Source organism: Flavobacterium collinsii, from assembly GCF_902804485.1.
GTDB classification, from domain to species: Bacteria; Bacteroidota; Bacteroidia; order Flavobacteriales; family Flavobacteriaceae; genus Flavobacterium; species Flavobacterium collinsii.
In genome coordinates this window covers 16,618-34,992 of sequence record NZ_CADCST010000036.1, presented here as the reverse complement: position 1 = coordinate 34,992, position 18,375 = coordinate 16,618, and the positions used below count along the sequence as shown (strand labels likewise).

Genomic DNA, 18,375 nt, shown 5'->3' with positions numbered 1-18,375 from the left:
AATCAAAAACAGAAACATATGAGCAACGTCAATAAAAATAAGATAGCTGTCATTGGTTTAGATTGTAAATTTCCGGGACAATCCAATGGTCCTGATCAATTTTGGGAAGCCCTTTTACATAAAAAAGACGGCATCATCCCAATCCCTTCGGATCGTTGGGATCATTCCTTTTATTATGATGCACAGGGTGGCAAAGGAAAAACATTTGTCGATCGTGCCGGTTTTATTTCCGATGTTTTTGATTTCTCACCTCAGAGCTTCGGCATGTCAGAAAAAGAAGCAGCTGACATCGACCCGCAACAGCGACTTCTGATCCAGTCTTCCTGGAACAGTATTCAAAATGCAGGTTACAAAATTGATGCTATAAAAGAAAAAACAGGCGCCTTCTTTGGTTTGAGTTATCGTGATTATTATGATTTCGATATCGCTCCAAATGGCGTAAACGGTTTTACAGCTGCAAATCCATTGGGAACTGTTAATGCAATTGCCGCAGGCAGAGTCGCCTATTTGTTGGGGCTAAACGGCCCTGCTATACAGCTTGACACTATTTGTTCTTCTTCGCTCATGACTCTACATCTAGCCTGTCAAAGCCTTCTCAATAAAGAATGTGATTATGCCCTTTCAGGAGGTGTTAATTGTATACTATCTCCTCATGCTTTAGTTGCCTTAGCACAAATGGGGGCTTTATCAAAGTCTGCCAAATGTCAGGCTTTCTCTAAACAAGCCGATGGTTACATAAGGGGCGAAGGCGTAGGAGTTCTGCTCCTTAAACGACTGGAAGATGCTGAACGCGATGGCGATTATATTTATGGTACTGTGGAAGCTACCGCTACCAACCATGATGGCCGTAGTAACGGATTAACCGCACCCAACGGCAAAGCACAGGTAAAACTTATAGAATCCTGTCTTGAAAAAGCCGGGCTTTCTCCTGAAGACATTGGTTATATTGAAGCACATGGTACCGGCACGTACTTGGGAGATCCCGTAGAACTCGAAGGTCTTAACCAAGTCTTTGAAGCCTCAAAATCACCTTTAAATCCGCTTTACGTAGGCTCCGTTAAATCTAATATTGGGCATCTGGAACCCGCAGCGGGAGTCGCTTCGTTAATAAAATCATTGTTAATTCTTAAAAACAATTGCATCCCTGCCGGATTGCATTTAGAAGAACTGAATCCCGGTTTTAAATGGAATGAAAAACCTATCGAACCGGTTAAAGAAAACAGAGCGTGGGAAACCGATAAAAAATTTATTGGTGTAAGTGCCTTTAGTATGACGGGAGCCAACGTTCATGCTATATTGGGTAAAGCTCCTCAGCAAAACGAAAATTATTTAACTGATATATCAGCGATGAAATGGCCGATTCTCATTTCCGCACAAAATGAAACCACCTTAAAACACTATATTTCTTCCCTTCTTTACAGTATCAACCCAAACATTTCTATCGCATCGCTATCCCACACATTCCTAACCGGACGTGAGGTATTTGAAGAGTCGATTTATGCCAGCTTCACGACCACTGAGGAATTCATTCAAGAACTGGAAAAATACCAAAATGGAGTACAAAATGCCTTTGAGAACGTTGCTCTGCAAAGAAAAAGAAAAACCAATCAGATGGTTTTGACGATCGCAAACTTTACCGACTTCCAACCTGAATATCTTCAAATCTGGAAGGAGCAGAAGTTATTTGTCCCATCCATCACAAAAACAGATCGTATGCTGACCAATTTACTTGGCAAATCGCTATACGAACTAACAGCATGTCCTGCTACAGAAACAGAACGAAAAATTATTCATTTTTCTCAGGCCTTTATATGGTCCGATACGATCGTGTCCGTATTAAAAACCGATGTATTATTGAACACATCCGGCGAAGGCGATTATCTCGGAGCGGTTTTCAGTGAATTAATAAGCTTTGAAGAATCTTTACTGCTTTATATTCTGGAAAATGGGTTAAAACGAAACCAACTACTTGACAAGATTAGATTCGGTACCGGAAATAAACATTGGGAAAAATTAGAAAAAGCCTCCAATAAAGAATTCTGGCTTGCTAAAAAAGACGATGCTTCTGCAAAGACGATCACATTGAATGTTCTTAATGATACAAAATCGTTATCCATAACCCAAACAGAAATGGTTGCGCAATTACCTGATTTTCTGCTATACGGTTACGCAAAAGGAGTTGAAATTGACTGGATACAACTATTAGGAAACACAGTCTTCAAAAAAATTCCACTTCCTCCAACGCCACTTGCCACTGCCACCTACATTTCTGAGTCGTACAAAATCAACAGCAGAAAAGATCCGTCCAACTTTCAGAAGTCAGGGCAGAATAATTTTATCGCTTCCATTTTGCATCATCAGATAACAAATGAACAAGACAACCGAAAAAGCTTTCATTCCTTTTTCAGTCCTGAGCAAGATCTTTTCATTAAAGACCATCTGGTCAACGAAACCTATATTTTTCCGGGTGCCGGTTATCTTTCTATGATCTGCGAAGCCTTATTTTATCTTAAAAAAGACCAACAAATCAAGCTAAAAAATGTGCAAATTTTTCAACCCATGAGTTTCAGTTCATTGGATGAAAAACGAGAAGTAAAACTGGATTTAACGTATGAAACAAAAAATACCGAAGAACCTTTTTCTACCAGTGGCTCTTGGGAAATTAAGAGTCGCAAAGAGCAACAAGAGTGGGCGATTCACATAAAAGGCAGTTTCGGACTTCGCTCTGAGAGTACCTCAACACAAAATAAAAAGACAGTATCCACTTCTAACGAGCCCCTCTTAACTCCCGTAGATACAACTGCATTTTACGACTATTTAAACCTTTGGGGCGTGCAATATGGTCCTGAGTTTCGTCTGATTAATCAACTGCAATCTGATGAACGCAGCATGAAAGCTGTAGTGAAACAGCATACAATGCCAATGAATTTGTTTGCTGCTCCGGAACTCCTAGATGCTTGTATGCACGGTTTGTTTTCGGCAAAAACATTTGAACATTTTTCGGAACCTTTTGTACCGTCCCGTTACGATGAAATAAATTTCTATCGTCCCCTTCATGGTACTATTCATGCCTCCGGAATGCTATTAAAAATGGAGTCTGATGCTATGAATGCACAATTCCGTTTCTGTGATCCCGAAGGCACTGTTCTAATGGACATTACCTCTATGGAAGTCCGCAAAATTTTAAGCGAGTTCCTCTCAACAGAAAAAGAAAACAAAACGGTTTATGACGAAAAGTGGAAAAAACTTGACGTTAACACTGCCAACAACCAGCCAAAAACCAATCCTGATCATCTGGTAGTTTCAAAAGAAGTTTGGGCTTTTATCAATGCGGAACAAGCGCAACAAACATTTTCAGAAATGGCTAAAACCGCTGTTACTCTTCCTCAAATTATGTTGCTCGGACAAGAAAGCAATACGATTTTAGATCACAATATAATTTCATTTAAAGAGATAACCGGGCTCCTGAAAAGTCTGCATAACAACGAACAGTTAATGCTGTTTGCCCCGCCTATTGACGACATAAAAGGATTGTCCCGGATGTTCGCTTTATTCAAAGACCTGCTCTTAAATCTACCCAAAAATCTAAATTTCAGATTGTGTACGATCAAAGGAATAGCGATCAATTCTGAGGAGCAAGTGAATCCCTTTCACACAGCACTTTGGGGACTGGCCCGCACGATGCCAATAGAAGGAAAACAAAAATGGAAAGGTGTTATCGACATCACTTCTATTGAGGAAGCTCCTATGTTATTGGATTCACAGTTCAAAGATGTTTTTTCTGCCCACGATCAGTTGGTCATAAGAGAAAAAACGCTTTATACACCCATCCTGACAACCGAAATTGATTCTTTGCCCGACAACCTACAACCAAAAGGAGACTGGACCAATCCTGTTTTAATTACGGGTGGACTAGGACAAATGGGACGTGTATTTACAGAACAGTTGGTTCAGCTCGGATGCAAAAAAATCTATCTTCTTTCCCGAAATCCAGCCTGGCTTGAAATAGAAGACAGTCAAACCGACACCTTCAACCTGAGTCAATCACAACTTGAATTTCGGGAGTACATTAAGAAATGTGCCGCCAAAGGCATCTCCATTTCAGCCGTTAGCGGAAAAGTAGATGTTACTAAAGATATGGCTGCAATAGCCAAATTACTAAAAAAGCAAGGTGTCAAAGCCCTTAATCTGATTCATGCAGCAGGAGCCGTTACCCGAAATAAAGTAGTTCATGCCACTTCTGAAGAACTCGAAACAGAATGGAAAGCCAAATACGAAGGAGCACTACAATTAGACAAACACTTCGGTGATTTCAATGTCGGATTTACTTTGTACACTTCTTCCATCGCCTCACTTTGGTCAGGAGAAGGTGTAGCGGGGTATTCCAGTGCCAACTTACTGTTAGATGGTCTCGCCATTAACCGAAATCTCCAGGGAAAAAGAACCCTCTCAGTGCGGTTCGGAAGATTTGCAGAAAAAGGACTGATGAAAGAACAGGAAGCACAAGAGTTGGAAACATTAGGTATTTTGACATTACCCATGTATGATGCGGCAGACAACGCTTTGGAACTTGTTGAAAAATCAACACTCGTCACACCAAGCATCATGAAGGTAGATTGGCAACGCTTTAGCTCGCTTTACCAAGTACCGAATCGCAATCAATTTTTATCCGCATTAGCGCAGCAAAACAGTCCTTCGAAGGACGATGCCAGACAAGATTTTAGTTACAGTCCGGACAGACCTTTACAGGAAATCATCAAAGAACTGGTGGCCGAAGAGCTGGAAATTGACATTCATGATGTAGATACTACCATCCCGCTTTTTGAATTAGGGTTAGATTCTATTCATTCCCTTAGCATACGCACCACTTTAGAAAAACTTCTGAAAATCAAATTGTCAGTAAGTCTTATTTACGACTACAATACTGTTGATCTTCTGAGTGAACACCTCGACGAATTAACTCAAAAGACATCCGATCCCGTTCTTGAAAAAGAAAAAAGCGAAGAGGAACTTTTACAACTTTTACTTGAGGAACTTAACTAATATCAAAACAGAATTCCAATGGAAAATAACAATACCACAGATCGCTCAGATATTATAAAAAAGGCCCTTGAAGAAATCAAAAGACTGAAGAAAAAAGTAGAAGAAAACCAAACTTCTCTTTTTGAACCCATTGCTGTAGTAGGTATGGCCTGTCGCTTTCCAAAAGGTGCCAGCACACCTGCAAAATTCTGGAAAGCCCTACAAGAACAAAAAGACCTGATAGGTCCCGCACCTGAAAAACGGGCAGCTCATTCTCTTGGCGGGGCTTGGCAGGAAAGCCCTTTTCTAAAAGAAGCGGGTTATCTAGAAGAAGATATTGAAGATTTTGATCACCGCTTATTTCGCTTTTCTCCCAGAGAAGCAGAACGCACAGATCCACAACAACGCTTATTTTTAAAAGTCTGCTGGGAGGCTCTCGAAAATGCGGGATACGCACCGGATTCCTTACGAGGCAGTAAAACCGGAGTTTATGCCGGTATTATGCTTATGGAGTATATGCAGCAACTCACTTCCGAACGAAAACTTACGGCTCAATTCGATCCCTATGATGTATCCGGAAACGGATTCTCCTTTTTGTCCGGCAGAGCGAGTTATTTTTTTGGTTTTCAAGGCCCCGGCATTACAACAGATACCGCCTGTTCGTCGTCATTGGTAAGTATCGATCAGGCCTGCAAAGGCTTATGGATGGATGATTGCAAAATGGCACTTGCGGGTGGAGTAAATCTATTGCTCTTTCCGGAATCTACTGCCCTATTCTCTTCTTTGAATATACTTTCGCCGGACTGCCGTTCTAAATCGTTTGATGCAGCTGCCAATGGAACCGTTCGCGGAGAAGGATGCGGTGTAGTGGTCTTAAAAAAACTATCTGATGCTCTAAAGGATGGTGATCATATTCATGCCGTTATCAAGGCTTCAGGGGTAAATCAGGGCGGACTATCTTCGGGACCCACTGTCCCGCACGGGCCCTCACAGGAAATGCTTTTAAGAGAGGTTTGGAAAAAAGCCGGTCTCAGCGAAACGGGTCCGGATTACATTGAAGCACACGGTACAGGTACCGAAATTGGTGACCCTATCGAAATGAACTCCATTATCCATTTACTACCCAAAGAACGCAAAACACCTGTATTTGTAGGGACTGTTAAATCAAACCTCGGACATCTTGAGGCGGCTGCGGGAGTAGCCGGGTTTATTAAAACCGTTTTAGCATTGGAAAACAAAAAGATTCCGGGCAACCTGCATTTTAATAGCCCATCCGGTCATATCAACTGGTCCGAATCCTGCATTGAGATTCCGCGCCGAACAATAGAATGGAATACATCTCAAAAACCAAGAACAGCAGCAATTAGTTCTTTTGGTTTAAGCGGTACCAACGCCCATATTGTATTGGAAGAATTCGAAACTGCTGTCGCGCCTGCCGATGAAAAAGCAGCTTATCCCGTACGCCAATGGCCACTTCGTTTCAGTGCGCGAAGCCTTTCCTGCCTGAGAGATCAATGGGTTGCTTTTGTTTCTTTCCTTAAAGAAAACGAAAACCGGAATATGGATGAACTGTCCTATAGTCATAACGTTTCCAGAGCCGATTTTAAAGAAAAACAGGTCATCTGGGCGGCTACTAAAGAAGAAGCTCTGCACATTCTGGAAACCGTCCTTGCCGATGAATCAAATGAAATTCCTGTTAAGAACTTATGGCGAAATAGTGCTGACCTGCCTCAGGCAACGGATTCCCCGGAAAAGAGCTTACAAGAGATTTACTTTTTAGACACTAAAACAAATCCGACTTTGGAACAAGACGTTTTTGCTGATTGGATAAAAGGAAAGAAAACCGACTGGAAATCCTATTACCGGGGATCTGGTCTGCGAAAAATTGATGTTCCGAATTATCAGTTTAAGGAAAAAGTATTCGGTTTGAAAACAATCCAAAGCTAGGTAGTAGCCTTTGTATAACACAACAAGATCACCTCTACAAACTATACCATGACAACTATAGAACAAATACCACAAAAAATCACCCTTAAAAATATCTCAGAAGCTTTTGAATACCTGCAAAAGAATCTGATGGAAGAGTTAAAACTAGATGAAGACGAGTTGGAAGAACTTGAAGATGATGAAAATCTGTACACACTGGGATTAGACTCCATTTCAATGACCGATCTAACGAGCCGTTGGAAAAGAGAATTGGGAATCGAAGTAAAAAATACGGATTTCCTGAGAGAACCCACTTTGCAAAGCTGGGCAGCTTTCCTTATCGAAAAAATAGAGGAACAAAACAGTCCGACCTCTTCCGAGGATGTTACACTACACTTGTATCAAAACGATGAACAACATCGGTACGAACGTTTCAAACTTGGTGCAATACAAAATGCTTATCTCGTGGGCAGAAATGCAGAACTCCCATGGGGTGGTATCAGCTGTTATGGCTATTTTGAAATGAATACAAAAGACCTTAACCTAAAGGCTTTGCAATTAGCTGTAAACGATTTGGTGCAAAGACATGAAATGCTTCGGGTAAGGGTCGATGAAAATGGATTCCAGAAAATCCTTCCGGAAATGACCTATACCCTTCCTGTGTACAAACTGGAAAATAATCCGAATTTGCAAAACCACCTTGCTGTAATTCGGGAACAGATGGCCAGCCAGATTATTCTTCTCCACAATCCGTTGTTTGACCTTCGGGTTAGTGAAATGTACGAGAACGAATGGCGCATTCACTTTGGTATGGATTTTATTGCCAGTGATGCCTTAAGCCTTCGATTGTTTTGGAGGGATTTATCGCTTTTATATTTGCACCGATTGGAAAACGCTTCAGGCAAAATACCTATGCCGGAAATTAAAGCTTCTTTCCGCGACTACCTACAATACGTTGAACTCCGCAAAAACTCTGACCGTTACGAAAAAGACAAAGCATATTGGCTAGGCCGGATAAACAATTTACCTGCTCCGCCTAAATTATCTGTAAAAAAACAGATCAGCGAATATGGCCATACGGCAAAAGAGTTTACCCACTTTGAACAAACCTTTGAAAAAGAACAATGGGATAGCTTCTGTAAACACGCGGCACAGAAAAAACTAACCCCAACCGCTGCTTTAATGAGTATCTTCTCCGAAGTACTCTCTGCCTGGGGAGCCGGACAACATTTTGGATTAATGCTGACTGTTTTTGAAAGAGATCCCGTTCATCCTGATATGGATAAAGTAATTGGTGATTTTACCCATTTATCGCTTCTGAGCGTAAACTGCCTCAAACGCAGCGTGGGAGAAAACGCTCAAGCATTGCAATGGCAAATGCAGGAAGATTTGGAACACAAAAGTTTTTCTGCTATCGAAGTTGTGAAGGAATTAAACCGCGTAAACCCATCTGCTGACCTTTTTTACCCGGTAGTATTCACCAGTGCATTAGGTTTGAGCAAGGACGAAAACGATTTAGGCGATCCCGCCGTGTTTGGCGAAGTAGGTTATTCCTCTTCACAAACGCCACAAGTCTGGTTAGATTCCCAAGTAATGACCAAAAACGGAAATAAAGTCGTAGCATGGGATGTTTTAAACACCCTATTCCCTTTTGGACTCGCAGCGGAAATGTTTGAAACTTATACCAATCTAATTGAAAACGCCATACAGGAAATCTCTTTTTGGGAATCGACACTAGAGGACCTTAGACCAGGGCAACAGCGCTATTTACATGGATTAGTAAACCAAACGCAATACAGCTATCCGGAATACCTTTTGCACGAGCAAATCCTGGAACATGCTAAAGAAGCCCCTAACAGGGAGGCTATTGTGTTTAAAGATAAGTGTTATTCTTACCAACAATTAGTTGAAAAAGCCAATTATATTTCGGCAGTATTGCAGAAAAACAACATACCAAAAGGAGCCAGAATTGTAGTGCAGATGCAAAAATCTTTTGAATCTGTTGCGGTAATTCTCGGCATCGTGCAATATGGTGCGGCTTATATTCCAATGTCACACAACAATCCGCAAGTCAGGACTGTTGAAATTATTCAGCAATCAGAGGCACACGGTTTTATCACGGATCAGGAATTTGAACCAGACGCTATTCAAACTGAAAACTTCCTGTATCTCAAGGACACCGACCTTAGCTGGGAAAAATTTGATTTTGCCCCACCTGCCATTCTTCCCGACGCTATTGCTTACATCATCTTCACCTCAGGATCAACAGGAAAACCTAAAGGAGTTGTGATTAGCCACCAGGCCGCTACAAATACTGTTTTAGATGTTAACAAACGTTTTGGTGTCAGCAAAGATGACGCAGTATTAGGTGTTTCGGCCTATAGCTTTGATTTGTCTGTTTATGATATTTTTGGAATTCTGGGAATAGGTGGAAAACTTGTAATCCCTACAGAAGAGGAACGTATTGATCCTAAAGAGTGGAAATCTCTTCTCATCAAACATCAGATTACGGTATGGAATTCTGTTCCGGCACTGTTCAATATCTTATTGGATTCTCTTTCCGACCAGAATACAATTCCTTTAGAAAAAGTCTTTTTATCAGGCGACTGGATTCCCCTCTCTACTTTTGACAGAATGAAAAAACTGTTGCCCGAAACAAGTCTGGTGAGCATGGGCGGAGCTACTGAAGCTTCGATCTGGTCCAATTTCTATGAAGTAAAACAAATAAAAGAAGACTGGAGTTCTATTCCTTACGGATACCCACTTTCTAATCAGGAATTTTATATTTTAGATGAGTCAGGACGTCCATGTCCAACGTTTGTTAAAGGAAAACTACACATCGCCGGAAAAGGCCTTGCAGTAGCCTATTGGGGCCGTGAAGACTTAACCCAACAAGCATTTTATATACATCCAACCCTAAATATTCGGCTGTATGACACCGGTGATTACGGCCAATATATTGAAGAAGGAATTATAGAATTTTTAGGTCGAAAAGACGATCAACTAAAAATCAATGGTTATCGTATTGAAATTGCCGAAATCCAATTGGCCTTTCAAAAATGCGATCCCAATTTAGATCCTGTTATTCTTCCTATTGGAGAAAAAGCAGCCAACAAAAAACTGGTGGCTTATGTGAAAGCAACTGTTGCCACTTTTTCGGAATCGGCTCTTAAAAAACAGTTGGCAGAATATCTCCCACCGTATATTATTCCGGACAACATTATTCCTCTGGAAAGTTATCCGGTCACCCCTAATGGAAAAATTGACCGAAACAAACTTATCCAACAGGCGACTCAAAAAACAGTACCCAATTCGGAAACATCTGCTGCTAAAAAAGAAATAAAAAACGGCAAAAAGCAATATAGTGTTGTACATCCCGTATTAAAAGTCGTTCGCGAAGTATTTAACTTACCCGATTTAAACGAACAGGATCAGTTTAGTGAGTTAGGAATTTCTTCTATCGATATTATTCGTCTTGCCAATCAATTGGAAACCTCTTTTCTGGATCGTCCCGCAGTAGGTGACATGGTGAGACTGGATTCAGCAACAGAACTTATTGCTTACTATGAAGAAAAAGACATCCGTTTTGAAGAAATTGAGGCTGCCAACGCTCAAACAGTTTCCGGCAACATACAGGCGATTCCGCCTCAGTTTCTGCTTTACACACCGGAACAAATGAAGTACCTCAACGGACTAAAATTCATTGACAAACTAGACGACAGACAAGCGTACAAAAAAAGTCGTATCGCAAAACGCAGCGATCTCGTTTCCAACAACCGAATTTCACTGGCTGAAACAAAAACACCTGATTTACCCGGTCAGTGGCGAAAAAGTTACCGTAATTTCCTCGACAAGCCAGTTTCGTTTGAAGAATTCAAAGGTTATTTAAATCTTTGCTCTGCTCAGGCCCTGGATCAAAATCAACGGTTCAATTATGCTTCTTCCGGTGGTATATATCCCGTGCAGATTTACCTGACTGTTTTAAAAAACAAAGTAGAAAATGTAGAAGAAGGTTATTATTACTTTGACCCTTACAGCCAGGAACTTGTACTTCTTTCCAATGAAAATACGATATCACCAACTCAACTCAACTTTAATCATGAGTGGTTGGAACAAGGCGCTTTTGCGGTCCATATGATGGCAGACATGGAGGCTGTTTATCCTGTTTATCAGAAAGAATCATTTAAATTCTGCCTGCTCGAAGGTGGCCTTATTTCGCAATTATTGGAGTCAGACGGTGCACATTACAATATAGGTTCCTGTCAGTTGGGAGGATATGATTTCGAACAAATCAGAGCCAATCTAGACCTTTCTATACAGCATTTCTACATTCATACACTCATCGCCGGCGCTATCGATTTTCAATCGGAAAAAGCGGCTATGCAAACAACGCGTGAAGCTCTGGAATGGCAAAAACAGACCTACATTCTCAATTCCTTAGTAGCCGAATGCGATCAAAAAGAAGTACAGCTTTGGGTAGAAGAAGGTAAACTTAAATTTAAAGCGCCAGGAGGAGCACTCGACAATGAACTGCTTGAAAACTTAAAATCTAATAAAGTTTACTTAATCGCTTATTTACAATCCGAAACGTATAAGAAACATCAAAAACAACACGAACGATTTGATCTGACTCCCATACAAGCTGCCTTTTTAATGGGCAGGGACAACAACTTTGAGTTGGGAAATGTCGGATCCCATTATTACAGTGAACTAAAATGGCCACAACTGGATGTAGCGAAATTAGAAAAAGTAGTCAATCATATCATTAAGCTGCACGATGCACTACGTACGGTCATTTACGAAGATGGTACACAACGGGTTTTACCGGGACAACCCCATTATACCATTAAAATTTCAGATGAAAATCCTCAAAAAATAAGAGCGCAACGTTCGCATCACAAATATCCTTTAGGGCAATGGCCAATGTTTCACTTTGAAGTCAGCCAGGTCAATACTGCCGAGACTATTTTACATCTTAGTGTCGATTTACTTTTGCTTGATGCCTGGAGTGCCGATCTATTGATGCGGGAAATTATTAAAGCCTATCAGGATCAGGACGTAAAAAAACCAAATTACACTTTCAAACAGTACATCGCTCATGAAAAGGCATGGCATCTGGAACATACGCAATTTATTCAAAAAGCGGAAACCTACTGGAATTCCAAACTTAAGGATATGCCTGCGGGACCTTCCTTACCGTTTAAAAAACCACTTTCTGAAATTGAACAGCCACAATTCAAAAGGTACACCTTTGCGGTGTCAGATGAGGCCATTGCGATTTTAAATACAAAAGCCGGACATTACAAGCTCAGTGCCACAGCCGTATTTGCAACCCTTTTTTCAAAACTGTTATCCCACTGGAGCGGAGGAAAAGCACTCACTTTAAACATGACGCTTTTCAATCGTTTAAGCCTGCATCCCGATGTAAACGAGGTCATGGGAGACTTTACCAATGTGGCTTTAATTTCGTATTTCCCGCACGACGATGCAACCTTCTTAAAGGAAGCCAATGCTATACAAGAACAAATATGGCAGGCGGTCGAACACAGAGCCAAAAACGGATTGGAAATCTTGCGTACTTTAAACAAAAACAATCCCGGAAAAGCAGTCATGCCGGTAGTGTACACCAGTTTGTTAAGCAGTGAGTCCGCCGATATTGAAAACAACTTCTTCCCAAAAGGAGTCAAAGAAGTCTATGCCGTGAGCCAGACGCCGCAAGTCGTAATCGATCATCAAATATACCGCAGAGGTGATGAATATCTGATCAATTTAGATGTGGTAGAAGAGGCTTTTGATCTGCAACAACTTGAAGAAATAGTAGCCCTGTATAAATCCTGGGTACATCAAACGGTACAGGCAGAAACCTGGGAAATTCAACTCCATTCAACAACACTTATAAATCAATTTTAGCAACTCAATATAGATTAAAAAGACATGGATACACTACAAAAATGGTTTCCCTTTAATCACAAAAAAATGAAGGAGGAAAAGGAAAAAAACAATTCAATACCGCCTTCAGAAGAATGCATTCAGGTGTTTTGTTTTCCTTCGGCCGGCAGCAGTGCCAGTTTGTACAGAGGTTGGTGCACCGCTACGAAAAATGTAGACGATATAGATTTCATTCCAATCGAAATTCCCGGACGCGGCAATCATATTACGGTACCAACTGCCGCATCAATCAACGAACTGACAGAGGCTTTCATAACAGCATTTTCAACGGTAGTACATCAGCCTTACATTTTATACGGGCACAGTTTTGGTGCTGTAGTGGCATTTCAGGTAGCACATACCCTGCAACAAAGAGGATTTCCTTTACCTGAAAAACTTATTGTAGCAGGCCGTCATGCTCCTCACATGAAAGACCCCAATCCGCTAAGCAGTGTCAGTACTGATCTTGAAATTATTGCAGAAATTAAAAAAATGGGAGGCACTCCCGAAGCCGTTTTAAGCCATCCGGAGATGTTACAGTTTACCCTTTCGCAATTGCGCGGAGATTTACGTACCCATGAATCCTTTAAATATACGGGGCAAAAACTTCAGATTCCGATCGAAGCCCATTGCGGTACTCAGGATGATGCCAATAAAACAATAGTAGCATACTGGAAAGAAGTGACCACAGCAACCTTTACGATTACAGAATTTGAAGGCGATCACTTTTTTATTAAATCCTTAGGTGACACCTATCTTAATTTTCTGATTCATACTATTTTAAAAACAAAAAAGTCACTCATCTAATCTATCTCTAATGACAACTGATTTACTTCATAATACCACAACATCGCAAATCATTCCTGATGGTGATTGCTATGTAGAAAAAATTCAGCTCACTACTGTCCAATATAAAGCACTGCAAGAGCAATTGAATCAACAAAACCAAACACTTGAGATCGTATTAACACTCACTGCCTTACTTGCTTTAAGGACCTGTCTGGATCTGACTGATCAGGAAGAGGGGGAACAGATTACGCTTTTTAATACAAAAGATTCCTGCCCGATCCTACTCCATTCGTTTTCGGAAAACACCAAACACGACCACGATTTTTTAAGCCTCTGTACGGACTTACAAAATTCCATTACAGGCAATACAGGCAAAACTATACCATCAGCTAACAGTAATTTTTTACTAATATATCAGGACGGCTCCCCCGAATTTAAAATCCCCGAAGTCACACCTGCAATCCTTATCACGATACTGGTTGCTGAGACCGTACAAATCAACTGGCAGGTTAACCCCGAATTTTTAAGCGAGAAAAGAGTTAAATCTTTGGCTGAAACACAGGAACGTTTGCTACACTGGGCATCAAAAGAAAATCTGCAACAAACAATTCCGGATCTTTTAACAGAGCAGGAAAGAAAAGTCAGAGAAGAAGTAAATCAGACCACAACGCTTATTGAGCCGCAACTTATACATCAGGCCTTTTTTCAGCATGCCCAAAAACACCCTCAGGATATTGCACTCTATCAGGAGAGTAATGAATCCTTCCACATGCGTTATGGAGAACTGGCAAATGCTGCCTTAAAATTATCCTCCGTTTTGGTTAACAAAGGAGCCGAACAAGGAAGCCGTGCTGCGATTGTATTGCCCAAAGGTACGTCTCAGATTGTTGCCGTTATGGGGATTTTAGGAAGTGGCTCACTCTATATTCCTATAGGTATAGAACAGCCCTCAGGACGTCAGGAAAAAATCTTTAAAAAAGCCGGCGTACAATTTATTGTAACAGATACTTTGACACTTTTAAATTCTCCCCATCTCAAAGATTTAGCACAAGAACAAAATATTGCCCTTATAAACCTCGATGAAATAACCGAAGTCAAACCGCTGGATGCCCCTGTAAATTCAGATGTTGAGCAGCTGGCTTATATCATTTTTACTTCGGGATCTACCGGTGAACCCAAAGGGGTTGAAATTACCCATGCCGCGGCCTGGAATACGATTCAGGACATAAACACCAAATTTAAAATAAGCTCCTCAGACAAAGCTTTAGCCCTGTCTGCTTTGGATTTTGACCTGTCGGTTTACGATATTTTCGGGCTCCTGGCGGTAGGCGGATCATTGGTTTTAATTCGGGAAGAAGACCGAAAAGAAGCTTCTCTTTGGCTTCATCTGGTCGAAAAATACAAAGTGACCCTTTGGAATTCAGTTCCGGCACTTTTTGATATGCTGCTTGTCACCTCATCGGCAGAAAATGATCTGTCGAGCCTTCGTTTGATTTTGGTCTCAGGAGATTGGGTGGGATTGGATTTGAAACACAGAATGAGAGACAAATCTCCCAACTGTCAACTCATCGCCTTAGGAGGAGCAACTGAAGCATCAATCTGGTCTAATTTTTTTCCGGTAGAAGAAATAAAAAAAGACTGGAAATCAATTCCGTACGGAAAACCACTTTCCAACCAAAAATACCGCGTGGTGAACCACATGGGTATGGACTGTCCCGATGAAGTTATCGGCGAATTATGGATTGGAGGAAAAGGTGTTGCCACCGGCTATACCAACAACAAAGAACTTACCCATAGTCGATTTGTTACCGCCAATGACGAAAGATGGTACCGTACAGGTGATCTCGGACGTTATTGGCCGGACGGCAATCTGGAATTTTTAGGTCGCGTCGATCATCAGGTAAAAGTAAATGGTTTCAGAATCGAATTGGGCGAAATAGAAGCTGCCCTTAAAACTTTCCCCGGAGTGGCACAGACTACCGCCATAGTCCTTTCCATCAACCAATCTGCGCATTTGGTTGCGGGAATCGTTGGCGAAAAAGTCTTTTCCAACAATCGTATTGATGATTCCTTATTACTCACAACGACCTCTCCTGCTGCCCAAGAAGAATACGAACTTCAAAAACAAATAGTAGCTGCTTTTCTATACGAATTATTGGATTTATCCCAACATACTCAAAAACACATTGCAAGTACTTCAATTCATCCGTCTGCCAGTCAACCGTTGCCATTTCAACTAAAACAATTGCAAACGCAACTTATTACAGAGATGAACATTGCTCCTGAGCAAACTTCAGTGATCGAGATGTGGCTCAATTGGTTATATACAGAAAATATTTTAACACTAAACGACGGTCAACTTTCCTACCTTACCGAATATAACCCGATTGCTACTACTGATGACTTCTTTAACTCTTTCAAAGAAAAATTAAGCGACCGTAAACCGTTACTTCGTCAAATTCTGTCCAATACGGTTCCCTCTGTTTCTTTATTGGATGATGCACTATTATCCCCGGAAATATTAAGTACACACGACAAAGGCACTCTGAAAGGAATCGAACGTATTGCCGAAAAAATCAATGAGGCGTTTCCGCTCTCTAAAAAACCAATAAAAATAGCCATCCTTGGTGGTCGCACAGGCGTCTTAACAGAAAAACTGCTTCAGGCCATTCAGCATCCTGAAATTGAATTTTCTGTAATCGATGAAGGCCGTGCCATGGTTCGTAGTTTTACGGAACGACTCTCAAAAGCAGGTTATCAGGTAAACGGAATTGAACTAAAAAACAATCAGGTCCCTGAAGAATATTGGTACCTTTTTGATTTTGTAGTTAGTATCAACACCTTGCACCGTTTTCCCGAACCCAATCAGGGTCTGTTTATAAGCAGCCTGTTATTAAATAACGGGGGACGTCTTTTAGCATTGGAAGCCGAACTGTTGATGCCGGCGGCACTAATTAGTTCCGGAGTAATTGATCGTGGATTTCAACACTTCAATCCGCAGCGCAGCGCAGTATTCAGTCCTATGTTAAACGAAAAATCATGGCGAAACTATTTTCTAAAGACAGGTTTAACCGAAGTTTATGCTGAAGTCATTCCCGATTCTTCTACACTATTATACGATACCCGTAGTCCCGAAAATCGCCATCAATTGAAAGAAAGTATGGTACTCTCTCACATTCAGGCATTGCTGCCACCCCATATGATGCCGGAAAAACTGACTATCCTTCCCTGGATTCCGTTGAGTGCTAATGGAAAAGTAGATCGAAAATCGTTTACAGAACTCATCAAAACTATAATTGAAGCCGATATTCGAAAAAGTACACAAGACTTCGAAAAACCAATCGGCGAAATGGAAGAAGCTATTGCCGGCATCTGGAAAGATTTACTGGCATTAGAAGCCATAGGCAGAAACGATGTGTTCTTTGAAATTGGAGGCGACAGCTTGTCGGCAACACGTTTTCTCGCAGAAGTAAAGAAACAATTTGAGGTGCAATTATCACTAAGAGCCTTGTTTGGAACCACTTTAAAAGATACTGCCGCAAAAGTACAAATCGAACATTTGAAACTACAGCAAGAATTACAAACCATGGAAATAGGAGAAATTTAAGATGATAGGAATAATTGGAGGTTACGGAGAAGTTGGGCATCATGCCTGCCTTACCTTACAGCAATATGGTCTTGGGCCATTGAAAATTGGCGGGCGCAATCCCGAGAAAGGAAAAGCAAAACAAGCTGATCTTTTACCCGGGGCAATCTGGGAAAAAGTAGATGTAGAAGACGACGAAAGTCTTTCCGTTTTTATTAGCGGTTGTGATTTGATATTAAATTGTGCTGCTCCATCACATCGCTATTCCAGACGCATCGCCGAAATTTGTTTACAACACCACGTCAACATGGTAGATGCAGGAATCGATAATGATTATGAAAGTAATCCACTGGATACTGGAAAAAATGTACTGGTTTACGCCGCCGGAGCTACTCCCGGATTTTCGGGACTTTTTCCGGTTTGGTTTGCACAACAGTTCCATAAAGTTCATTCCCTGCTTAGCTATTACGGTACTTCAGGGCAAATAACGCCTGCCGGTGCAGAAGATTATCTGGAAGGATCATTACATTCTAATAATGTCCCTCGAGCCGCCTGGAGAAATGGTGTAGTCCCGAACGTATTGTCACGAAAAAGTGGCGTAAAACTACCTTTTTTACCGGGAGAGATTACCTTATTCCCTTTGTTTGACGATGAAACACAACTGGTAGCCAAAAGACTTGCGCTCGAAAACGGAGAGTGGTATGCTGCTGTAGAAGGCGAAAAATCGATTGCCGCACTTGACAGCGCCAGCTTTGAATATAAAACAAACCCCAAAGCGATGATTGAAAAATTATGCTTTGCCGTAGAAATGGACACCCTCGGAAGAAGTCCTTATTTCATTTTGATGGTCCAGTTAGAAGGAGAGTCTGATGGCGTAGAAAAAATACAAACAGCGGTTTATGAAGTCAATAAAATTATCCCTTTCTGTGGAAAAATGGCAGCGATAATCGTCAAAGCCGTACTGGAAGGCAGAATCCCTCCCGGATTACATCACACCGCTTCTATTGAAGAGCTTGATTTTGTGATGGAGCATCTTGAAAAAACAGACGCGACGCATACTATTCAAATCATGGATCACTCCATCGAAGAACTTTCATTTGAGGAGGAAGGATCCTTATAAATAT

6 protein-coding genes are annotated in these 18,375 nt (G+C 41.2%); all 6 read left to right on the top strand.

The features are described from left to right. The first annotated feature begins 18 nt into the window (after positions 1 to 18). The 6 genes from FLA105534_RS00300 to FLA105534_RS00275 are packed head-to-tail and all read left to right on the top strand — an operon-like array spanning position 19 to position 18,371. Complete coding sequence (locus FLA105534_RS00300; protein ID WP_173964058.1) at positions 19 to 5,043, top strand: beta-ketoacyl synthase N-terminal-like domain-containing protein; 5,025 nt, start codon at positions 19 to 21, stop codon at positions 5,041 to 5,043. An 18-nt stretch (positions 5,044 to 5,061) separates the two neighbouring features. Next, entirely contained in the window at positions 5,062 to 6,969 is a 1,908-nt protein-coding gene (locus FLA105534_RS00295) for a type I polyketide synthase (protein ID WP_173964057.1), read from the top strand. 48 nt (positions 6,970 to 7,017) lie between these two features. Then, positions 7,018 to 12,858 (top strand): non-ribosomal peptide synthetase, encoded by a 5,841-nt coding sequence (locus FLA105534_RS00290; protein WP_173964056.1) that lies wholly within the window; start codon positions 7,018 to 7,020, stop codon positions 12,856 to 12,858. Positions 12,859 to 12,882: 24 nt separating this feature from the next. Further along, positions 12,883 to 13,683, top strand: coding sequence for a thioesterase II family protein (locus FLA105534_RS00285; protein ID WP_173964055.1), 801 nt, complete (start codon positions 12,883 to 12,885; stop codon positions 13,681 to 13,683). 10 nt (positions 13,684 to 13,693) lie between these two features. Continuing rightward, the gene (locus tag FLA105534_RS00280; protein WP_173964054.1) at positions 13,694 to 17,272 is read left to right on the top strand and encodes an amino acid adenylation domain-containing protein; all 3,579 of its coding nucleotides are present in this window, start codon (positions 13,694 to 13,696) and stop codon (positions 17,270 to 17,272) included. A gap of 1 nt (position 17,273) precedes the next feature. Then, positions 17,274 to 18,371, top strand: a complete 1,098-nt coding sequence (locus FLA105534_RS00275) for a saccharopine dehydrogenase NADP-binding domain-containing protein (protein WP_173964053.1) — start codon at positions 17,274 to 17,276, stop codon at positions 18,369 to 18,371. Positions 18,372 to 18,375: the final 4 nt, after the last annotated feature.